This window comes from Bradyrhizobium sp. UFLA05-153 (assembly GCF_054185185.1).
On the sequence record NZ_JBBIAM010000012.1, the window covers coordinates 88,084 to 108,360 of the forward strand.

The 20,277-nt window shown below is 65.2% G+C and carries 17 protein-coding genes; 10 read left to right on the forward strand and 7 right to left on the reverse strand.

What is annotated here, in order from left to right:
• Positions 1-62 precede the first annotated feature (62 nt).
• Positions 63-1,259 carry an MFS transporter gene (locus Q2941_RS10105; protein ID WP_027528620.1) on the forward strand — a complete coding sequence of 399 codons (1,197 nt, stop codon included), beginning with the start codon at positions 63-65 and terminating at the stop codon, positions 1,257-1,259.
• Here Q2941_RS10105 and dgcA read toward each other — a convergent pair.
• Positions 1,229-2,224 carry an N-acetyl-D-Glu racemase DgcA gene (gene dgcA, locus Q2941_RS10110; RefSeq protein ID WP_458192351.1) on the reverse strand — a complete coding sequence of 332 codons (996 nt, stop codon included), beginning with the start codon at positions 2,222-2,224 and terminating at the stop codon, positions 1,229-1,231. The genes Q2941_RS10105 and dgcA overlap by 31 nt on opposite strands.
• Before the next feature lie 138 nt (positions 2,225-2,362).
• Between dgcA and Q2941_RS10115 the strand changes: the two genes are divergently transcribed.
• Genes Q2941_RS10115 through Q2941_RS10125 form a run of 3 tightly spaced genes read left to right on the forward strand, consistent with a single transcriptional unit; the run spans position 2,363 to position 5,212 of the window.
• The gene (locus Q2941_RS10115; protein WP_254111610.1) at positions 2,363-3,496 is read left to right on the forward strand and encodes an MlaE family ABC transporter permease; all 1,134 of its coding nucleotides are present in this window, start codon (positions 2,363-2,365) and stop codon (positions 3,494-3,496) included.
• 2 nt (positions 3,497-3,498) lie between these two features.
• Positions 3,499-4,269 (forward strand): ABC transporter ATP-binding protein, encoded by a 771-nt coding sequence (locus tag Q2941_RS10120; RefSeq protein WP_027528623.1) that lies wholly within the window; start codon positions 3,499-3,501, stop codon positions 4,267-4,269.
• A gap of 16 nt (positions 4,270-4,285) precedes the next feature.
• A complete protein-coding gene (locus Q2941_RS10125) occupies positions 4,286-5,212 on the forward strand; it encodes an MlaD family protein (RefSeq protein WP_458192352.1) in 927 nt (308 codons plus the stop codon).
• A 524-nt stretch (positions 5,213-5,736) separates the two neighbouring features.
• On the opposite strand, the gene Q2941_RS10130 is transcribed toward Q2941_RS10125, so the two are convergent.
• Both Q2941_RS10130 and Q2941_RS10135 read right to left on the reverse strand, forming a co-directional pair.
• Positions 5,737-11,364, reverse strand: coding sequence for an apolipoprotein A-IV repeat region-like domain-containing protein (locus tag Q2941_RS10130; protein ID WP_027528624.1), 5,628 nt, complete (start codon positions 11,362-11,364; stop codon positions 5,737-5,739).
• Between the two features lie 143 nt (positions 11,365-11,507).
• A complete protein-coding gene (locus Q2941_RS10135) occupies positions 11,508-11,684 on the reverse strand; it encodes a hypothetical protein (protein WP_156944986.1) in 177 nt (58 codons plus the stop codon).
• A 79-nt stretch (positions 11,685-11,763) separates the two neighbouring features.
• Between Q2941_RS10135 and Q2941_RS10140 the strand changes: the two genes are divergently transcribed.
• Together Q2941_RS10140 and Q2941_RS10145 are read left to right on the forward strand one after the other, a co-directional pair.
• The gene (locus Q2941_RS10140) at positions 11,764-12,141 is read left to right on the forward strand and encodes an Hpt domain-containing protein (protein WP_027528625.1); all 378 of its coding nucleotides are present in this window, start codon (positions 11,764-11,766) and stop codon (positions 12,139-12,141) included.
• Positions 12,142-12,261: 120 nt separating this feature from the next.
• Complete coding sequence (locus Q2941_RS10145; RefSeq protein ID WP_027528626.1) at positions 12,262-12,582, forward strand: 2Fe-2S iron-sulfur cluster-binding protein; 321 nt, start codon at positions 12,262-12,264, stop codon at positions 12,580-12,582.
• A 9-nt stretch (positions 12,583-12,591) separates the two neighbouring features.
• Here the strand turns inward: Q2941_RS10145 and Q2941_RS10150 are convergent, their stop codons facing one another.
• Positions 12,592-13,059, reverse strand: coding sequence for an acyl-CoA thioesterase (locus Q2941_RS10150; RefSeq protein ID WP_027528627.1), 468 nt, complete (start codon positions 13,057-13,059; stop codon positions 12,592-12,594).
• 185 nt (positions 13,060-13,244) lie between these two features.
• Between Q2941_RS10150 and Q2941_RS10155 the strand changes: the two genes are divergently transcribed.
• The 3 genes from Q2941_RS10155 to Q2941_RS10165 all read left to right on the forward strand — a co-directional run bounded on the left by Q2941_RS10155 (position 13,245) and on the right by Q2941_RS10165 (position 15,862).
• Positions 13,245-14,273, forward strand: a complete 1,029-nt coding sequence (locus Q2941_RS10155) for an NAD(P)/FAD-dependent oxidoreductase (protein WP_027528628.1) — start codon at positions 13,245-13,247, stop codon at positions 14,271-14,273.
• Positions 14,274-14,383: 110 nt separating this feature from the next.
• Positions 14,384-14,983: a DUF2147 domain-containing protein gene (locus Q2941_RS10160; protein WP_027528629.1), complete on the forward strand. Its 600-nt coding sequence runs from the start codon at positions 14,384-14,386 to the stop codon at positions 14,981-14,983.
• Positions 14,984-15,511: 528 nt separating this feature from the next.
• On the forward strand, positions 15,512-15,862 hold the full coding sequence (locus Q2941_RS10165) for a hypothetical protein (RefSeq protein ID WP_027528630.1): 351 nt from the start codon (positions 15,512-15,514) through the stop codon (positions 15,860-15,862).
• Between the two features lie 70 nt (positions 15,863-15,932).
• Here the strand turns inward: Q2941_RS10165 and Q2941_RS10170 are convergent, their stop codons facing one another.
• Together Q2941_RS10170 and Q2941_RS10175 are read right to left on the reverse strand one after the other, a co-directional pair.
• Positions 15,933-16,187: a hypothetical protein gene (locus Q2941_RS10170; protein WP_458192353.1), complete on the reverse strand. Its 255-nt coding sequence runs from the start codon at positions 16,185-16,187 to the stop codon at positions 15,933-15,935.
• 121 nt (positions 16,188-16,308) lie between these two features.
• A complete protein-coding gene (locus tag Q2941_RS10175; protein WP_254111616.1) occupies positions 16,309-16,578 on the reverse strand; it encodes a hypothetical protein in 270 nt (89 codons plus the stop codon).
• 290 nt (positions 16,579-16,868) lie between these two features.
• On the opposite strand from Q2941_RS10175, the gene Q2941_RS10180 reads away from it, so the two are divergent.
• Complete coding sequence (locus tag Q2941_RS10180) at positions 16,869-18,380, forward strand: CYTH and CHAD domain-containing protein (protein ID WP_458192354.1); 1,512 nt, start codon at positions 16,869-16,871, stop codon at positions 18,378-18,380.
• 235 nt (positions 18,381-18,615) lie between these two features.
• On the opposite strand, the gene garD is transcribed toward Q2941_RS10180, so the two are convergent.
• On the reverse strand, positions 18,616-20,157 hold the full coding sequence (gene garD, locus Q2941_RS10185) for a galactarate dehydratase (protein WP_458192355.1): 1,542 nt from the start codon (positions 20,155-20,157) through the stop codon (positions 18,616-18,618).
• Positions 20,158-20,277 lie beyond the last annotated feature (120 nt).

Below are 20,277 nucleotides of genomic sequence, written 5' to 3' on the forward strand. Positions count from 1 at the left end.
CGCAAATCAGTGCGCGTTACAGTAACGATCATCACGATATCGACCGAATCGCAATTGGTTTGATGAAGAGCGAATCACAAATCCCCATCGCAGCGGCGCAAGGCCGGCGATTCGCCGTGTACCTGGCACTGTTCTACAGCGTCTCGTTCGCCGTCCTCGGCACGCATCTGCCCTTCTTCACGGTGTGGCTGAAGGCGGTCGGCATCGAGCCGGCCTGGATCGGAATCATCAGCGCGGTCCCTGCGGTGACGCGCTTCACCACACTGCCCTTCGTGACCGGCTTCGCCGAGCGGCGCCAGGCCGTGCGCGCGGCACTGATCCTGACCGCATTCGCGTCGGCGATCGGCTTCGCGCTGGTCGGCACGCAGCATCAGCCCCTGCCGGTGCTGCTGCTCTACATCGTCACCTGCTGCTTCTGGACGCCGCTGCTGCCGCTGACGGACGCCTATGCGCTGCGCGGCGTCGCCCGCTACAAGCTCGACTACGGGCCGTTGCGGCTATGGGGCTCGGTGGCCTTCATCGCCGGCGCGCTCGCCTGCGGGCTCCTGGTCGATGTGATCGCCGCGCGCGAATTGATCTGGATCATCGTCGCGCTTGCGGCGCTCACTGCCTTCACCGGCCTTTCGCTTCAGCCGCTGGATGAGTCGCGACGAAAGAGCGCAGCCGCGCATGGCGGCAAGCGCCTCCTGCGCGATGCGAGCTTCCTCGCGATCATCGCCTCGGCGGCGCTGATCCAGAGCAGCCATACCGCCTACTACACCTTTGCCTCGATCAACTGGCAGGCTCACGGGCTCGGCGGGCTGACGATCGCCGGCCTGTGGGCGCTCGGCGTGTTCGCGGAGATCATCGTCTTTGCGGTGTCGCCGCGGCTTTCGCTGCATCCCTCTCTGCTGGTGGTGATCGGCGGCCTGAGTGCGGTGGCGCGCTGGTCGATCACAGCGCAGGAGCCTCCAGTCGCAGTGCTTGCGATGGTCCAGCTCGCACACGGGCTGAGCTTTGGCCTCACCCAGGTCGGGGTCATGAACCTGCTGGTGCGTCACGTGCCCGCGCATCAGATGGCGCGCGGGCAGGGCTACTACGCGGCGACCAGCGGGCTGTTGAGCTCGACGACCTCGATCATCTCGGGCGCGATCTACGCGCGCTATGGCGAGGCGCTGTATTACCTGATGGCCGCGATGGCCGGCACGGGCGCAATGCTGATGTGGACTGCGCGGCACCGCCTGTTCGCTCATCCCCAGAGCGATGCCTCCGGCGGATAGACGAGGCTTTCGTCATAGCGCAGGCCGTGATCGCGATCCCTTGCCAGCAGCAGCGGCCCGTCGAGATCGACGAACCGCGCCTGCGGCGTCACCAGCATTGCGGGCGCCATCGACAGCGAGGTCGCGACCATGCAGCCGACCATGATCTCGAATCCCAGCGCTTGCGCAGCATCGGCCATCGCGAGCGCTTCGGTCAGGCCGCCGGTCTTGTCGAGCTTGATGTTGACGGCGTCGTAGCGCTCGCGCAGGGGCGCGAGCGAGGTGCGGTCATGCACGCTCTCGTCGGCGCAGACGGCGAGCGGCCGCCTGATGCGCGCCAGCGCCTCGTCCTGGCCGGCCGGCAGCGGCTGCTCCACCAGGGTGACACCGACGTCGGCGCAGGCAGCCAGATTTTGCTCGAGATTGGCCAGCGTCCAGGCCTCGTTGGCATCGACGATCAGTTCCGATTCGGGGGCGGCCTTCCGCACTGCGGCGATCCTTTCAGGATCGCCTTCCCCGCCGAGCTTGATCTTCAGGAGCGAGCGGTGCGCCGCCTTGGCCGTCGCCTCGGCCATCGCCTCAGGGGTGCCCAGTGAGATCGTGTAGGCGGTGGTGCGCTCCCCCGGAACCGGGCGGTCGAGCAGGTTCCACGCCCGCAGGCCCGCCTCCTTGGCCTCCAGATCGATCAGGGCGCAGTCCAGGGCGTTGCGGGCCGCCCCAGGGCCCATCGCGGCCTGCAGGGCGCGCCGGTCCAGTCCGCCCCGGATCGCCTCCTGCATGGCCTGGAGCGCCCTCAGTGTGGCCTCCGGGGTCTCCCCATAGCGCGCGTAGGGCACGCATTCGCCGCGGCCGGTCAGGTCGCCCCGGCTCACCTCGGCCACGACGGTCACGGCCTCGGTCTTGGCGCCGCGGCTGATTGTGAAGAGGCCGGCGATCGGGAAGCGCTCGATTCGCGCCGCCAACATTGGAAGTTTGCTGGAAGTCATTTAGAACTCTGGCAATTTCTGAACCGGCTGGTTACCTGATGCAACTAACTATGGCTGGTTGGGGATACCTTCTTCAAGGTAAGGGCGCGTGCGCAACCATCTCTTCTCATCCGAACCCTTCGCTAGGGAGCGGACATCTTGAACGGCGATCCAAAGCTGGAGCGGATTGCCAAGGGCAACTCGCTGGCACTTTGCGCCACGGGAGCCTGGACCGCGAGCTTCGCGCCGGCCCTCGAGCGGATGGTGGCTGACGCCGAGAAGCTTGCCGGCAGCCGGCCGAACATCTTCATCGACGTCTCCGAGGTCTCCAAGCTCGACACCTTCGGCGCCTGGCTGATCGAGCGCTTACGCCGTAGCCTGACGCAAGGTGCAGCCGAGGCCCAGATCGCAGGGCTCTCGGCGAACTATTCGAGCCTCGTCGACGAGGTGCGGCGGGTCAAGGCGACGCCGGTCATCGAGACCGGCGCCATTACCATCACCGGCATGCTGGAGCAGATCGGCCGCGGTGTCGCCGGCCTCACCGGGACCGTGACCGATCTCGTCGACATGCTCGGCGCGGTGCTCGCAGCCAGCGGTCGCGTACTGATCCGCCCGCGCTCGTTCCGTCTGACCTCGACCGTGCATCATCTCGAGCAGGTCTGCTGGCGCGCGGTGCCGATCATCGTGCTGATCACCTTCCTGATCGGCTGCATCATCGCGCAGCAGGGCATCTTCCACTTCCGCAGGTTCGGCGCCGACATCTTCGTCGTCGACATGCTGGGCGTGCTGGTGCTGCGCGAGATCGGTGTGCTGCTGGTCGCGATCATGATCGCCGGACGCTCCGGCAGCGCCTACACCGCCGAGCTCGGCTCGATGAAGATGCGCGAGGAGATCGACGCGTTGCGCACCATGGGGTTCGATCCGATCGAGGTCTTGGTGCTGCCGCGCATGCTGGCGCTGGTGCTGGCGCTGCCGATCCTTGCCTTCCTCGGCGCGATGGCCGCGCTCTACGGCGGTGGGCTCGTCGCCTGGCTCTATGGCGGCGTCGATCCCGAAGCCTTCCTGCTGCGCTTGCGCGATGCGATCTCGATCGATCATTTCATCGTCGGCATCGTGAAGGCGCCGGTGATGGCGGCGGTGATCGGCATCGTCGCCTGCGTCGAAGGCCTTGCCGTGCAGGGCAGCGCGGAATCGCTCGGACAGCACACCACCTCGTCGGTCGTGAAGGGCATCTTCTTCGTCATCGTCATGGATGGCGTGTTCGCGATCTTCTTTGCATCGATCGGGATGTGATGATGGCACCCGAAATCCAGGACCCCATCATCCGCGTCCGCGACATCACCGTGCAGTTCGGCGCGACGCGCGTGCTCGACGGGCTGAACCTCGACGTCAAGCGCGGCGAGATCCTCGGTTTCGTCGGCCCGTCCGGCGCCGGCAAGTCGGTGCTGACGCGCACCATCATCGGCCTCGTATCGAAGGTCGCCGGCCGTATCGAAGTGTTCGGCGTGGATCTGGATTCGTCCAATAGCTCGCAGCGCCGCGGCGTCGAGCGGCGCTGGGGTGTGCTGTTTCAGCAGGGGGCGCTGTTTTCCTCGCTGACCGTGCGGCAGAACATCCAGTTTCCGATGCGCGAATATCTGAAGGTTTCGCAGCGCCTGATGGACGAGATCACCATGGCCAAGCTCGCCATGGTGGGCCTGAAGCCGGAGGTCGCCGAGCGCTTTCCGTCGGAGCTGTCGGGCGGCATGATCAAGCGTGTCGCGCTGGCCCGTGCGCTGGCGCTCGACCCCGAGCTCGTGTTCCTGGACGAGCCGACCTCGGGCCTCGATCCGATCGGCGCCGGCGATTTCGACGAGCTGGTCAGGACGCTCCAGCGCACTTTGGGCCTGACCGTTTTCATGGTAACGCACGACCTCGACAGCCTTTACACAGCTTGCGACCGCATCGCCGTTTTAGGGAACGGTAAGATCATTGCGGCAGGGTCGATCGCCGACATGCAGGCCTCGCAGCATCCCTGGTTGAGGCAGTATTTCCATGGCAAGCGCGCCCGCGCGGTCATGAGCTGAATATCCGGAGCACTTCATGGAAACGCGGGCGAATTACGTGCTGATCGGGTCGTTTACGCTGGCGGTGATCGCCGCGGCGATCGGCTTCGTGCTGTGGTTCCAGTCGCTGCACACCACCAAGCAGCGCAGCCCCCTGCGGGTCGTGTTCGAGGGTCCGGCGGCGGGCCTGCGCAACGGCGGCAGCGTCAACTTCAACGGTATCCGGGTGGGGGAGGTGGTCTCGGTGAAGCTGGACAACCCGCGTCGGGTTGTCGCACTCGCCATGGTCGAGAACAACGCCCCGATCCGCAAGGACACCCTGGTCGGCCTCGAATTCCAGGGCCTGACCGGCGTCGCCGCAATCTCGCTGAAGGGCGGCGAGGAGGCGGCCCCGCCGCCGCCGCTCGACGAGGACGGCATCCCGACGCTCACCGCGGACCCCAACAAGCTCCAGGACGTCACCGAGGCGATCCGCGGCACGCTGCAGAACATCAACAAGCTCGTCGCGGACAATCAGGAGTCGGTGAAGAACTCGCTGAAGAATCTCGAGACCTTCACCACCTCGCTGGCGCGCAACTCCGAGCGCATCGATGCCGTCATGGGCAAGGTCGACGGCGTCATGCTCAAGGCCGACAGCCTCATGCTCGGCCTCAACACGCTCGCCGGCGGCAAGGATGGCGGTGAACTCTTCCAGGCCGTGAAGTCGATCCGCGAGCTTGCCGATGATTTCGACAAGCGCTCGGGCGCGCTCATGACCGACGGCCGCCGTACCCTCGGCGACATCAGCCGCGCCGTGAACAATTTTGACCGCAACCCGACCCGCGTCCTGTTCGGCGCCAGCAACAGCAGCGCGCAACAGGCCCCGCCGCCGGCCGAACCACCGAAGCCGGCGCCTGCACCTGCACCTGCTAATGCGCGCGCCACAGCGCCAGCTCAGGCTGCGCAGGGGCAGAAGCGGCAGTAGGCTCACCGTTTGCGGAATCGGGTCTTCGAACTGTCCGGAGCGTAGATGTTCAAATCGATGGCGATGCGCAAGTCGGCCGCTTCCCTCAGGAGTTGAAATTCAAGAGTATCGCCGGCGTGCTCGTCGCAGAACCATCCGACGAAGAGGCTGATCGGGCCCCCAGTTGCGGACAATGTTCTAAGAGCGCGACGATGCGGATTGAGCCGCCTAAGTACGGTCGTCGCTTTGCGAGCGGCTCGCGCTTGTCTCTTCCAAAAGGGATCGAGCAATAGGATCCCGTGCCTCGACCGCCAATGCGCGTTCCCTTGGGAGTTTGCCGTTCGTCGCCCGCCGTCCACATGATTGCCGGCGTGAGGCCTAGCCGGCTGCAGATGACGGATAGGTCGCGCGTGCGATGGCTGATGTGTAGTGCAATGTCCATCAGCTGCGGTGACATCACGAATTGCAGTTTCTGTTGCGTGGCTTCGTCGAACGAAAACGGAGGCCGCGAGGCCTCCGCATTCTAGTTCGTTGCTGTCTGCCGCTTACCCCAGCCGTCCCGCCGAGTGAGCGAGTAGCGTGTAGACAAGGCCCGTCTCCGAGGTCAGGTGGCCGCGCAGCTCCTGCGGGCCGCGGCCGTCGCGGGCGACTTCGTCGAGCAGACGCTCGAACTCCGAGATGTAGCGGTCGACCGTGCCCTTGAAGTTGCGGTCGGCGCGATACTTGCGGGCGACCTCGTCAAAAGCCTTCTGGCCGGCGGGCGTGTAGAGGCGCTTGGTGAAGGCCTTGTTCTCGCCGCGCTGGTAGCGGTCCCACATCTCGGCGGCGAGGTTGCGGTCCATCAGCCGGCCGATGTCGAGCGACAGCGACTCCAGCGGATTGCCGTTACCTTGCGGCGCTTGAGGCGGCTGCTGCTGCGGACGGCCGCGCGGTGCCTCACGGCCCGTCGGAGCCGCCGGGCCGGTATCGGCGCGGTTCAACAGATCCGACAGCCAGCCGTCGCGGCTTTGGTCGTTGCCGGCCGGCGCGACCGGCGGGGCTTCAGTGCGGCGAGAGGCGGGCACGCCGAGGTCCGGCGGCGGCAGGGTCGACGCGCTGCCGGTGTCGCGGATGCGCGTTTCGGTGCCGCGGCTGACGGCGGTCGCCAGCATCGGCTCTTCCTGACGCGCAACCGAGGCGCGGCCCGCGGTCGTGACGTCGAGGCCACGGCCGTGCTGGGCGACGATGCGGTTGAGCTCGGCGAGGGCCTCGATCTGGTCAACGATCACCTTGCGCATCTGCGCGGTGCTTTCGGCGGCCTCCTGCGGCATCTCGAGCACGCCGCGGCGCAGCTCGTTGCGCGTGGCCTCGAGCTCGTTGTGCATCTCGAACGCCATCTGCTTCATGCTGGCGACGAGGTTGCCGAACTTCTCGGCCGACTGCTTGAACATCGTGTCCGCCTCGTCGGTGGTCTGGCGGTAGATGTCGTGCATCGCGTCGATGGTCTGGCGGTGCTCCTCTTCGGAAGCCACGCGCACCGCCTCGAACTGGCGGGTGATCGCGGCAGATCCCGCACCGGCGGTCTCCGCTACGACGCGCGCGATGTCGCGGGCACGCTCTTCCGCAGCGGCAAGCGACTCATCGAGCAGGCCGGTGAAGCGCGACAGCCGCTGGTCGAGATCGGCGGTGCGCAGGTCGATCGTGGTGACCAGCGATTCCAGCGCCTGCTTGCGCTCGGCGAGCGAGGCGGTGGTGTTCTTGTTGCTCTGCTCGACGACAGCGGCGGCATCGACCAGCGCCTTGCCGTGCGCGTCGAACTGGGTCGAGAGCTCGCCGAGGTCGACCAGCGCCTTCGTGGTCTTGGTGTTGAAGACGTTGAGCTGCTCTTCGAGGTTCTGCGTCGCCGCGCCGTTGCGCGCAGTGACGTCGTTCATCGCCGAGACGAAGTCGGCGACGCGGGTCACCAGCGCACGCTCGAGCGAGTTGAGGTTGTCGTGCGCACCGGTCAGCACCTCCTGGAGGAGGATGTTGCCTTCGCGCAGGCGCTCGAACAGGGCGACGGTGTCGGTGCGCAGGATCTTGCTGGTCTCCTGCATCTCGGTGACCGCCGCGATCGAGACCTGGCGCGACTGGTCGATCGCCGCGCGCGAGGCCTGCTCGAGGTCCCTGAGCGACTTGTTGACCGCGCCGGTCGCGACTTCGCTCGCCGCGTTGATGGTGCGTGCGACCTCGTTGCCGTTGCCCGACATCGACTGCGAGAACGCCTGGCCGCGCGTCTCGATCGACTTCAGCGCGTCGGAGGTGACGCGGTCGATGTCGAGCGTGAGCTGGCTGGTCTTCGAGCCGATCGCGTCCACCAGCGTGCCGCGCTTGGCGTCGATCAGGTTCGACAGGCGGTCGGCCTGCTGCTGCACATAGGTGACGATCTCGTCGGTCTTGGCCGTCATGGCCTGGCCGAAGGAGCCGCTGGCGGCGAGCACCGAGCGCTCGACGTCGGCCGAGCTCGACTTGACCCGCGCGCTCGCCTCGTTCGAGGCGGTGATCAGCGCATTCTGGGCGTTCAGTGCGCTGGTCTGGATGTCGTTGGTGGCGTTCGAGGTCGCCGTGCCGAGCGCGCGCTCGATGTCGGTCGAGATCGCGCGGATCTGGCTGGCTGTATCCGCCGACGTCGCGGTCAGCGACGACTGCGCCTCGCGTGCGCTGTTGAGGATCGCCGCCGCGGTATCGGCGCCGACCGCGGTGAGCGTGCGTTCGATGTCTGAAGACAGCGACTTGATCTGGCTCGCCGCTTCCGAGGAGGCGGTGACGAGCGTTCCTTGCGCGTCGCGGACGCCGGCCGTGAGCGCCTCGATGGTGGCGCCGCCGGCCATGGCCAGCGAGCGCTGCATCTCGGCGGCGAGCGATTTGACCTGGCCGGTCTGCTCGGCCGAGACCGCGAGCAGGGTGCTCTGCGCGTCACGGGCGCTGGTCGTGATCGTCTCCGCGGTGGACTGGCCTGCCTGCGACAGCGAGCGCTGCACTTCGGCCGCGAGCGACTTGACCTGGCCGGCGGCATCCGAGGACGCGGTAACGAGGGTGTTCTGGGCCTCGCGCGCGCCGGCCGTGATGGTCTCGGCGGTCGAGGTGCCGGCCATCGAGAGCGAGCGCTGCACATCGGAGGACAGCGCCTTGATCTGGTTCGACGTCTCGGTCGAGGCCGCGATCAGCGTGCTCTGTGCGTCGCGTGCCCCGGCGGTGATGGCCTCGGCCGTCGTGCTGCCGGCCAGCGACAGCGAGCGCTGCACGTCGGCCGTGAGCGTCTTGACGTGGTTGGCGGCATCGGAGGAAGCGGTGATGAGGGACGTCTGCACCTCGCGCGCGCCGGCCAGGATCGAGGCAGCGGTGGCCGAACCCGCCGCCGACAGGGTGCGTTCGACGTCGGCCGACAGGGACTTGATCTGGTTGGAGGCTTCGCCCGATGCGGACACCAGGGTCGACTGCGCCTCGCGGGCGCTGGTCAGGATCGAGTTCGCTGCGCCCGTGCCGACGGCAGTCAGCGCGCGCTCGACCTCGGACGAGGTCATCTTGAGCTGTGCGTTGACGTCCGAGGACACCGTCATAAGCGACTGCTGGGCGGTCCGCGCGCCGGTCTGGATGGTCTCGCTGGTGTTGACCACGAGGTTGGTCAGCGAACGCTCGGCGTCCTCGACATGCGAACGGATGGTGGTGGAGATCATCTCCGCGCGCGACATCAGGTCGTCGCTGGCCTGGCGTCCACTGCTCTCGATGCGGCCGGCCACTGCCTCGACCCGCGAGCCGAGCAGGTCCTCGAACTGCGCAACGCGCACGTCGATGTCGTTGGCGACCGAGCCGACCTTGGTCTCGATGGCCTGGTGGATTTCCTGGAAGCGCGCGGCGACCGTGCTGGTGAGAAGCGAGCTGCGGCCGTCGATCGTCTCGGTTACGCCGGTGATGCGGCGGTCGACAGCCTCGATCGCCTGCGCGGTGCCGTCGGACAGGGTGGAGGTCAGCAGCGTAAGCCGCGAGTCGACCGACTGCACCGCCTGCGCCGCCGTGTTGGTCAGCGAGAGCGTGAGCTCGGTGAAGCGCGAATCCATCGACTGCAGCGCCTGCGCCGCGCCGCCCGTCAGCGACGTGGTCAGGTGCGTCAGGCGGGCGTCGATCGACTGGATCGCCTGTGTCGCACCGTCGGTCAGCGACGCCGTGAGGTGGGTGAGGCGCGAGTCGATCGACTGGATCGCCTGCGAGGCACCGTCGGTCAAGGACGTCGAGAGCGCGCCGAGGCGGTTGTCGATCGTCTCGGTGACGGACTTCGCGCGCGTGTCGAACGACTGTTCCAGCGCGACGACCCGGCCGCCGAGTTGATCGTCGAGGGTCTTGAAGTGGCCTTCGATCACACCGTCGAAGTTGGCGAGCTTGCTGCCGAGCGAGCCGTCAAGATTGGTGACGCGTTCGCCGAGCGTGGTTTCGAACTGCACCAGGCGCTGGTCGAGCGCCGCGGTGATCTCGCCGCCGTTCGAGGTGAGGCGGGTGTCGAAATTGTCGACATAGGTCTTCAGCGTCTCGGCGATATCGGTCGTACGCTGGCCCATGCGCTCGACAATCTCGCCGCCGAAGGTCTTCACCGTACGGTCGAACTCGGAGATGTGGCGGGTGATCAGCGCGCCCAGCGTGCCGGAGTCGCGAGCGAACCTCTCCACGAGGTCGGCGCCCTGGTTCTTCACCAGCTCGTCGAACGCGCTCATCTGCAGGGAGAGGGAATCGTGCGCGGTCTCGGTCTGGCTCACGACCTTGGCGACCAGCGTGTTGACGGTGGCGTCGAGCGCCTCGCTCGCCTTGTCGCCGCTCGTCATGATGTGGCCGGCGAGCCGGTTGCCGGCGTCGTCGATCTTGGCGGAGAGGTCGTTGCTGCGCAGCTCGAGCTCGAGCAGGAGCGAGTCCGAGGAATTCTTCAGGGAGTCGTGGACCTGCTCGGTACGCTCCGAGATGCCGTCGACGATCGCCGACGAACGCTGCTCGAACTCGCCGGTGATGCGATCGATGCGCTCGTTCAGCATCTCGTGGACGCGGTCGGCGAGGTCGACGAACTCGTCGTGGACGTGACCGGTCTTGAAGTTGAGGCTGGTGGTCAGCCGCTCGCTGGCGTCGAGGACCGCGCGCGTGGTCTCGTTGCTGGCTTCCTCGAGACGGTCGAGCAGGTCGCCGCCGCGCTCGCCGAGCGCGAGGATCATGTTATCGCCGGCATTGCTCAGCGCCTGCGTGATGTGGGCGCCGCGCTCTTCCAGGGCGCCGGTGATGGATTTTGCGACCTCGTCGACGCGTGAGGCGATCGCGTCCGAGATCAGCGCGATGTCGTGGCGCAGGTCGATCTGCACGCCGGAGATGGCGCTGCGGACCTGCTCGGCCTGGCCGACGAGGTTGTCGCGCTGATGGGCGATGTCCTGGAGCAGGGCGCGGATGCGGACTTCGTTGTCGCTGTAGGCGCGCTCGAGGGCGGCGACTTCGTTCGCGACCAGCGTCTCCAGTTCGCCGGCGCGCGCGATCGCGCGCTCGATGCCGTCGCCCATTGCCGCGACCTCGCGGCGGATGGCCTGGCCGACGGTGACCATGGAATCGGAAGCCGAACCCTCCGGCTCGGAGAAGCGGATCGCGACCTGCGCCATGGCCTGCGCGATCATGCGCATTTCCTGGCCGCGCCAGACGAGGCTCGCGAGGAAGTAGAACAGCATGATGGGCGCGAAGAACATCGCGACGAGGCCGGCGATGACCAGCACGCCGCCGCTCTGGCCCATGGCGGCATGGATCGATGGCAGGAAGCCGACGGTCAGCGCGGCGCAGGCCGCAAGCCAGATCCCGGCGAAGACAGTTGCGAAAGTGTAGACGCTGCGGGCAGGGCGGCCCTTCTGAAGCGCCTGGAGGAGCTGGCCGATGGTCTCGCGGTCGTCATTGGCGGCGCGGCGCGGCGTGCGCGGCTCCTCGATCGGGTCGAACACCGGCCGATCGGTCGCGGCAGGGCGCGCCTCGAAGGTCGGCTCGTCGAACACGGGAGGCGGCAGCGCCGGAGGCCCATTCTCGGTCCGTACCGCAGAGGCGCGGCTGGTGTCCGCAGCCGTGTCGCTGATGTTCAGGGCTTCCTGGATTGCAGAAAGCGCGACTTCCGTGGGGTCTTTGACCTTCTTGGGAGTATTCGCCATGTTCAGTTTGAGCCCTCGTTACTTGTACACGTCCCCCGCGAGGCCCGCGCATTCCGCAAGCTCACAGACCGGTGCATGCCGCTAACGCGGATCCATTGCCGTCCTCCACCCGAGACGGCTTGTCCGCCAATTTCCGCAACATCCTATTGGCAGAGCGCTGCGAATGAAATGGCCGCGATTAAGACAATCTTAATCATCGTTAACAGGATCGGGCCGTAAGGCCTTAGCAATAAATGAAATTTTCCACGGAACTCTGCGGATTGCGGCAACTTTTCGTCAATATGAGGGCGGAATTGGGTAAAATAGGCATAACGTTCCATTAACCATTTCCGTGGTTGGGTTAGGTCGAAAGCTTCGCCGCCAGACCGGCGCGTTGCCAGCGATGCCGGGGCCCGCGCCATGATGCCTGATCTGCAACGGATGGACTGGATGCCCTCGCCGCCGCTTGCTCCGCTCGACCATCCCCTCGATCTCGACCATCTCGCGCGCATGACCCTCGGGGATGCCGAACTCGAATCCGAGGTGCTCGCGATGTTCGTGGAGCAGTCGAGCCGCCTGATCGCGGCGATGGCGGCGCTCCCCGCAGATGCACCCGCGCTGGCGCACATGCTGAAAGGCTCGGCGCGGGGAATCGGCGCCTTTGCGGTGGCGGACGCAGCCGCTGAACTCGAATGCGCAATCCGGACCGGTGACAATCCGACCCGCGCCTTCGCTGTGCTGAGGGAGGCGGTCACTGAGGCCCGCGAAGCGATCGAGGCGATCCTGCGCCGCGCCTGAGGGCGGTCCCCAAATCCATCGGATTGCCGGAGACTGGCGCACTAGCGCTGCGCCAAGCGACCCGTTATAGGACAGCGCGGACCCTCCCTCATTCCCAAGACTCCGGCAGCACGAGCACACATGGCCAAAATCCACTATGTCGACCACAAGGGCGAAACCCGCACGGTAGAAGTCGAGAACGGCGCGACCGTGATGGAAGGCGCCATCCGCAACGCCATTCCCGGGATCGAGGCCGAATGCGGCGGCGCCTGCGCTTGCGCGACCTGCCACGTTTATGTCGACGAAGCCTGGCGCGAGAAGGTCGGCAGCCCGACTCCGATGGAAGAGGACATGCTCGACTTCGGCTTCGACGTGCGCCCGAACTCGCGCCTGTCCTGCCAGATCAAGGTGTCCGACGAGCTCGACGGGCTCGTGGTGTCGACGCCGGAGCGGCAGGCCTAACTAAAGAATCTAGACCTTCGACGGCGCGACCTCGATGCCGCGCTTGTGCCAGGGCTTGAGCTTCTCGATGACCTCGGCGGTGAGGGGCGTCGGCCGCCGCGAGGCCTCTTCGATGAGGACGCCGACCGAAATCGCGGAGGCAACGCATCTGCCTTCGGAGAACACGACCTGCTCGAAGGTCACCGACGTCCGTCCCAGTTTCACGACGCCGAGCCCAAGCTCGATCGTGCCCGGCCAGCGCAGCTCGGCGCGGAAATGGATGTCGAGCCGCACCATGATCCAGGCGAGCCCCGGCGGCGTCAGCCCGATCTTCGGGTCCTTCATCAGCGTGACGCGGCCGGTCTCGAAATAGGTGGCATAGACGGCGTTGTTGACGTGCTGGTTGGGATCGAGATCGCCGAAGCGCACATTGTCGCTGAGGCGATAGGGGAAATCCGCAAGTCGCGGCGCTGAATCCAGGCGGCTTGGTGCATTCACCGGTTGATCTCCGTCATTTCCTCCGCCGTTACATCCCAGTTATCCTGTCCCGGCAAGTAGCCCTGCCGGCAGGCGGCCAATGCTTTTATGCCTTCCCTGGGCCGTCGGCCTTGGCTAGACAGGAACTGCCCTTTCCGTTGCCTGCCGGGCGCCGTCCAACCGATAACGACCGATAAAGAGACGACATGAGCGACGCGATCAAAACCGATGTGCTGATTATTGGCGCCGGCCCCTGCGGTCTGTTCGCCGCCTTCGAGCTTGGCCTTCTCGACATGAAGGCGCATTTCGTCGACATCCTCGACAAGGTCGGCGGCCAGTGCGCCGAGCTCTATCCGGAGAAGCCGATCTACGACATTCCCGGCATTCCGCATGTCTCGGGGCAGGGCCTCACCGGAGCGCTGATGGAACAGATCAAGCCGTTCCATCCGACCTTCCATCTCGGCGAGATGGTCGAGAAGGTGGAGAAGATCGGCGATCCCGCGTTCCGCGTTACCACCGATGCCGGCAAGGTGTTCGAATGCAAGGTGGTGGTGATCGCCGCCGGCGGCGGCTCGTTCCAGCCCAAGCGCCCGCCGGTGCCGGGAATCGAAGCCTATGAAGGCACCTCGGTGCATTACTCCGTGCGCAAGATGGAGCAGTTTCGCGACAAGGAGATCTTGATCGTCGGCGGCGGCGATTCCGCGCTCGACTGGACGCTCAATCTGCATCCGCTGGCTAAGCGCATCACGCTGCTGCACCGTCGCGATGAATTCCGGGCCGCGCCTCACAGCGTCGAGCAGATGCGCGCGCTGGTGGCCGCAGGCAAGATGGATTTGAAGCTTGGTCAGGTCACTGCATTGTCCGGCTCTGACGGCAAGCTCGCCGGCGCCACGATCAAGGGCAACGACAACAGCGTCACCGAGATCGCCTGTGACACCATGCTGCCGTTCTTCGGGCTCACCATGAAGCTCGGCCCGGTCGCGAACTGGGGCATTGCGCTCGAGAACAATCTGGTGCCGGTCGAGACATCAGCGTTCGAGACCAACGTCCCCGGCATCTTCGCGATCGGCGACATCAACACCTATCCGGGCAAGATCAAGCTGATCCTGTGCGGATTCCACGAGGGCGCGCTCATGGCGCAAAAAGCCCATCGCTACGTCTATCCGGAGAAGCGGCTGGTGTTCCAGTACACGACGTCCTCGTCCAGCCTGCAAAAGAAGCTCGGAGTCAATTGATCCGGGCCGGAACGGGGAGAGCATCTCTCCCATGTTTCTGGTGCTGGAACCCTTCGCGAAATAGCCTTAGTCTGCGGCCATTCCAGTCGTGGGTTAACCAGGTGATCATAATGCGGAATATCTTTTCCAGCTTCCGACTGCTCTCGCTCGTCGCGCTCGGCCTCGCGCTGTCGCTCGCGATGCCGCGGCCCGTCGCAGCGCAGGCCCAGCAGCCCACGGCTGCGGGCCTCTGGCAGAAGATCGAGGACGGCAAGCAGGTCGGGTGGTTTCTCTTCATCGACCACAACGGCATCTTCGAAGGTGTGATCGCAAAGACCTTCCCGCGTCCGGGCGATGATCCGAACGAGGCCTGCACCAAATGCACGGATGATCGCAAGAATGCGCCGGTGCTCGGCCTGTCCTTTGTACGCGACATGAAGCGTGATGGCCTGAAGTACGAAGGCGGCAACGTGCTCAATCCGCGCGACGGCAACATCTGGAAGGCCAACATGAAGGTCAGCCCGGATGGTCAGACGCTCACCTTGCGCGGCTATCTCGGCATCTCGCTGCTCGGCAAGGACGAGACCTGGACGCGCCTGCCGGATGCCAACATCGCGCAGCTCGATCCTGCCATCGTCGCAAAATATCTCCCCGCGCAAGCCGTCGCCGCAAAGCCGCCAGCGCCCGCCGCGAAGAAAGGCGGCGCGATGATGGCGCCGATGAAGCAGTAGGGCGCGCGCCGCGACGCTGGTCGCGCGGGTCGTTGGTTTCAGGTCTTTCCCCGCACACCGCTGTCATTCCCCGCGAGGGCGGGGAATCCAGTACGCCGCGGCTTCTCCGTATCCTCGCACTGCCTCTGGAATACCGGATCGCCCGCCCCCAGTGCGCAATTGCGCACAAGGCGGGCGATGACAGTTGGAGTCGTGGATCGCACGCGCCCCGATCTCGTCATTGCGAGCGCAGCGAAGCAATCCAGGAATCTTTCCGCGGATAAATCTCTGGATTGCTTCGCTGCGCTCGCAATGACGGCGAAAAGCGACAGCTAATGGGAATGCAGTCCTGTTTGCATGAGTCCAAAGGCGCACGCCGCCGATGTCCCCAACAGTAGTTCCCCGGAATGTGTTTTGGCGCCCGTTTTGCATAGTGGTCGGGAAAGCTGCTGGGGGAGCGAATCGCTATTTCTCCACGCCTGCCGGTCCGTGGCAGACGAATAGCGGCGCTTGCGCCCCGCGGTGACACCGACCCGCGGAGACGAAGGAATGTTTGCAAGACATTGTGCCGCACTCGTGCTTGGCGTGATCATGCTGGCTACGACCGCGTTCGCGCGCGACGACGGGCGCTATGCCAATTCACCGCTCAAGCCCTGGTTCGAGAGCCTGCACAGCCAATACGGGCAATGCTGCTCGGACGCCGATGGCTACGTCATGGCCGACGTCGATTGGGAGTCCGACAACGGCCATTATCGCGTGCACATCGACGACGAATGGGTCGTGGTGCCTGACGGCGCCGTCATCACCGAGCCGAACAAGATCGGCCGCACCATGGTGTGGAAGCACTATGTCGACGGCCACCCACGCGTCCGCTGCTTCATGCCGGGCAGCATGACGTAAGGCGTTTCAGCCAATGTGCGGTCTGATCTGATCCGCGCGGAACGCGCGCGATTGACGTGTGCACGATCTTTTACGGCGGCTTGCACCCAGGCGTCGCGCGAATGGCTTGCTTGAGCAATTTTTCCTGGGCGCCGGATAACGGGGCCTCGTTGGCACACAAATGCATGGCTTCGCAGGCTGTGCTGGGCGTACCAGGCCACGACGTGCGTCCCGCGATCGCGCTGTCGCAGCGCTTCCATGCGGTGTGGCCGTCCCACGCGATCCGGCTCGGAAAAATCTCTTCCAGGATGAGGGCATAGAAGAGCAGCGGCAGCGGCCACATCATCACAAGGGCTGCGATCACGAACCCGGCGATGCCGGCCGCAATAGCGCGTTTTCTCCTGATCATCCGACCGCTTGCGTTATTTCCGTATACGGCGCGCCATCGAGCGCGCCGCGACCGCCGATTAGCGGGACTCGTTGTCCGAGTTTGCGCTCGCGACTACCCTGACGCGCGGCGAGAGCACTGTGATCTGCGCGGGCGAGGCGGGCATGCCTTCGACGGTCAGCATCGGCGTGGAGGCCTGCTCCTGAACGCCAGTGGCGCCGAGCAACTGGACCTGCGTCGCAGAAATCGGAAATGAGTTCACTTCGTAAGAGGGAAGCTCGCCGGCAAATGCGCCGGCAGTGCTGGCAATCATCGCGCCGGCAATGGCAATCATCGAAAGAATCCGCATTGCAAGTCTCCTTGGGAAGATGAGCACTCGGAGAGTTGGTCGCGATAACGCCTGAACAGGTTCGCAAATCCGCGCAGCGTGAGCGGAGATATTTGGTTGCGAGATGTGAAGCGCGATGAAGCGATCCGGAAACGCCGTGCCGCTGCGTTTCAGGACGGTTTCGCGGAGGTCCGTCGCATGCGACCTGTCGCCAGTCGGCGAGAGTAGTTACGCGCGCCCCAAATGGCCTCATACCTGTGGTACCCCCGCCGCGTCTCGCGCGTTATCGGCAGCCAACTCGGGAGAGCAGAATGGCTGTCGAGACCGAACTGAAGTTCCGCGTACCCGTGCGCCACTTCAAGACGTTGGCGAACGGACGCATGGCGGGCGGCAAGATCGGACCGCGATCCGAGAACGATCTGGTGTCGACATACTTCGATACCAGAAAATGCAAGCTGAAACGGCACGGCCTCACGCTGCGCGTGCGCGATGACGGCGACAGGCACGTCCAGACGGTCAAATCGGCCAACGGTGCGCAGTTCGGCCGCGGCGAATGGGAGGCGGAGATCAAGAACGGTGCGCCGAACCTCGGCAAGGCGCAGGGCACTCCGCTCGAGCCGTTTGCATCCGGGAAGTTGCGTCGCAAGCTGAAACCCGTGTTCGAGACATCGGTGCACCGCATCACGTTGCCGCTTCGCACCAGGAAAAGTGAGATCGAACTCGCCATCGATCGTGGACGTATCGTCGCCGGGCAACACTCCAACCCGGTCGAGGAGCTTGAACTGGAACTCAAGAATGGCCTGCTTGTCGATTTGTTCCGCGTCGCGAGGTCGATCGAACGGAAATCGCAAGCCGAGCTCGATCTGCGATCGAAGTCGGACCGGGGTTATGCTCTTGCGCGCGGCGAGGAGCATCCGGTTCTTTCCGCCGCAAGCATCGCCTTGAACGCCGACTTGAATGCGGGTGATGCCTTCCGGACCATCGGTCGCGCAACGATACGCCATTTCTCGGGTAACGCCGACGCCGTCCGCAATGGCGATCCGGAAGGAATTCACCAGATGCGGGTGGGATTGCGCCGCCTGCGCGCGGCGATCTCGTTATTCTCGAAGGTCCTGTCCGGGGCGAGCACGGACAGGATCAAGCAGGAACTGAAGTGGCTCACCAACGAACTCGCGCCGGCACGTGAGCTCGATGTCTTCGTGACGGAGAATATCGAACCTGCCACGCGCGACGTGCTGTTGCGCAGGGGCGGCAAGGCGATCAAGAAGGAGTTCTGTGCCAGGCGCGAGCGCGCTTTCGCGCGCGCAAAAGAAGCCGTCAACACGCAGCACTACCGGTCCTTGCTGGTCGATACGCTGCAATGGATCGAGGCCGACCAAACGATTGCGACTGAAGATGCGAAGACGCCGATCCGCAAATTCGCCGGCAGGCTGCTGCATCGCCGCATCAAGAAGCTGCGCAAGCAGGGACGGCATCTCGACGAGATGTCTGCCCGGGAGCGGCACAAGCTGCGCATCAGGGCCAAGAAGATCAGATATGCGATCGAGTTCTTTGAAAGTCTTTTTCAGTCTCGGAGCGAACGGAAGCAGGTGGCAGCGTTGTCCAGGCATCTGAAAAAGATTCAGAACGCGTTTGGCTCGCTCAACGATTTTGTCGCGCATCGCGACATGGCTGTCGACGCAGCGCTCAAGGCGCGGGCGCCACGCCATGAAGGGCGTGCGCGTGCCTTGGCCTCGGGCGTGGTGCTCGGCCGGGAGGACCAGGCGGTCAAGCCGCTGGTGAAGGTCGCGGAAAAGGAAGTGCGGGGGTTGGAGGCGATTTGAAAGGTGCGTCGCATCGCCGGCGTTTTGCCTTTCACTCCGCCGTCATTCCCCGCGACCCGGCTACGCCAAGGCTTCGCCGGAAACGTTGGCTCGCCGAAGCTTTAGCGTAGGCGGCAAGCGGGGAATCCAGTACGCCGCGGCTTCTCCGTATTCGTCACGGTCTCTGGAATACTGGATCGCCCGGTCAAGCCGGGCGATGACGCCTGAGCGTGCTGCCCGCGTCTGAATTCGCGACTTAAGTCACCGGCGCGGGATTGAACAGCGTCAGGTCGTTGTGGATGCCCCAACGGTCCGACCAGGGCTTGGTGCGGCCGCTGGCGACGTCGAGGATCAGGCGGAACAGGTCCCAGCCGGTTTCCTCGATGGTTTTTTCGCCGGTGGCGATGCGGCCGGCATCAAAGTCGATCAGGTCCTTCCAGCGCCGTGCAAGCTCGCTGCGCGTCGCGACCTTGATCACGGGGGCGGTCGCGAGGCCGTAAGGCGTGCCGCGGCCGGTGGTGAACACCTGCAGCGTCATGCCGGAGGCGAGCTGAAGCGTGCCGCAGATGAAATCGGACGCAGGGGTTGCCGCAAACAGCATGCCCTTCTGCGTCGCCTTTTCGCCGGGCGAGAGCACGCCGGTGATGGCGCTCGAGCCGGACTTGACGATCGAGCCGAGCGACTTCTCGACGATGTTGGCAAGCCCGCCCTTCTTGTTGCCGGGCGTGGTGTTGGCGCTGCGGTCGGCGCCGCCGCGCGCGAGGTAAGAGTCGTACCAGGCCATCTCGCGCACCAGCGCGCGGCCGACGTCCTCGTTGATCGCGCGACGGGTGAGCAGCTGGATGGCGTCGCGCACTTCGGTGACTTCCGAGAACATCACGGTGGCGCCGGCGCGCACCAACAGATCCGCGGCGTAGCCGACGGCGGGATTTGCGGTGACGCCGGAGAAGGCGTCACTGCCGCCGCATTGCAGGCCGATGACGAGATCGGAGGCGGGGCAGGTCTCGCGCTTGCGCGCGTTGAGAATTTTCAGGCGCGCCTCGGCCTGGGTCATGATCGCATCGACGATCGCACCAAAGCCGTCGAAGGCTTCGTCCTGCATGCGTACGATGGCGTCATTGACGCCCTCAGGCACGAGCCGCTCGGGCGCGAGCTTCTCGCAGCCCAGGCCAACCACGAGAATCTCGCCGCCGAAGTTCGGGTTCAGCGCGAGGTTTTGCAGCGTGCGGATCGGCACCACCGCGTCGGGCGCGGTGATCGCGACACCGCAGCCATAGGCGTGGGTGAGGGGAACGACGTCGTCGACGTTCGGATATTTCGGCATCAGCTCTGCGCGGATGCGCTTGACCGCATATTCCATCGTGCCCTTGACGCATTGCACGGAGGAGGAGATGCCGAGGATGTTTTTGGTGCCGACCGAGCCGTCGGGATTGCGGTAGCCGTCGAAGGTGTAGCCTTCGAGCGGGGGCAGCGGGGCGGGGACGGCGGTGGAGATTTCGAGCTTGTCGAGCGCAGGCGCCTCCGGCATGCGGATGCGCGCCTCGTCGACCCATTCGCCGGCCAGGATCGGGGAGAGGGCGTAGCCGATCACCTCGCCATAACGGATGATCGGCGCGTCTTGCGCGATATCGACCAGCGCCGTCTTGTGGCCTTGCGGCACGAAGGCGCGCAGCGTCAGCCCGCAGGCAAAGCGGGAGCCGGCGGGAAGCCCGAAATCATTGACCACGATCGCGACATTGTCGCGCTCGTTGAGCTTGATGTAGCGGGGCTGCTCTTTCGCTGCGACTGACTGGTCCATCTGCTCTTGCCTCAGAACTTGAAGTCGTAGGGTGGGCAAAGGCGCAACGCGCCGTGCCCACCATGCTTCACACCGAACATAAGCGGTGGGCACGCTTCGCTTTGCCCACCCTACGATATC

Excerpts from the sequence above, each read along its gene's own strand:
- Q2941_RS10105 (WP_027528620.1), top strand. The coding sequence starts at position 63 with ATGAAGAGCGAATCACAAATCCCCATCGCAGCGGCGCAAGGCCGGCGA.
- dgcA (WP_458192351.1), bottom strand. The coding sequence starts at position 2,224 with ATGACTTCCAGCAAACTTCCAATGTTGGCGGCGCGAATCGAGCGCTTC.
- Q2941_RS10120 (WP_027528623.1), top strand. The coding sequence starts at position 3,499 with ATGGCACCCGAAATCCAGGACCCCATCATCCGCGTCCGCGACATCACC.
- Q2941_RS10125 (WP_458192352.1), top strand. The coding sequence starts at position 4,286 with ATGGAAACGCGGGCGAATTACGTGCTGATCGGGTCGTTTACGCTGGCG.
- Q2941_RS10130 (WP_027528624.1), bottom strand. The coding sequence starts at position 11,364 with ATGGCGAATACTCCCAAGAAGGTCAAAGACCCCACGGAAGTCGCGCTT.
- Q2941_RS10135 (WP_156944986.1), bottom strand. The coding sequence starts at position 11,684 with ATGGAACGTTATGCCTATTTTACCCAATTCCGCCCTCATATTGACGAA.
- Q2941_RS10140 (WP_027528625.1), top strand. The coding sequence starts at position 11,764 with ATGATGCCTGATCTGCAACGGATGGACTGGATGCCCTCGCCGCCGCTT.
- Q2941_RS10145 (WP_027528626.1), top strand. The coding sequence starts at position 12,262 with ATGGCCAAAATCCACTATGTCGACCACAAGGGCGAAACCCGCACGGTA.
- Q2941_RS10155 (WP_027528628.1), top strand. The coding sequence starts at position 13,245 with ATGAGCGACGCGATCAAAACCGATGTGCTGATTATTGGCGCCGGCCCC.
- Q2941_RS10160 (WP_027528629.1), top strand. The coding sequence starts at position 14,384 with ATGCGGAATATCTTTTCCAGCTTCCGACTGCTCTCGCTCGTCGCGCTC.
- Q2941_RS10165 (WP_027528630.1), top strand. The coding sequence starts at position 15,512 with ATGTTTGCAAGACATTGTGCCGCACTCGTGCTTGGCGTGATCATGCTG.
- Q2941_RS10170 (WP_458192353.1), bottom strand. The coding sequence starts at position 16,187 with ATGATGTGGCCGCTGCCGCTGCTCTTCTATGCCCTCATCCTGGAAGAG.
- Q2941_RS10175 (WP_254111616.1), bottom strand. The coding sequence starts at position 16,578 with ATGCGGATTCTTTCGATGATTGCCATTGCCGGCGCGATGATTGCCAGC.
- Q2941_RS10180 (WP_458192354.1), top strand. The coding sequence starts at position 16,869 with ATGGCTGTCGAGACCGAACTGAAGTTCCGCGTACCCGTGCGCCACTTC.
- garD (WP_458192355.1), bottom strand. The coding sequence starts at position 20,157 with ATGGACCAGTCAGTCGCAGCGAAAGAGCAGCCCCGCTACATCAAGCTC.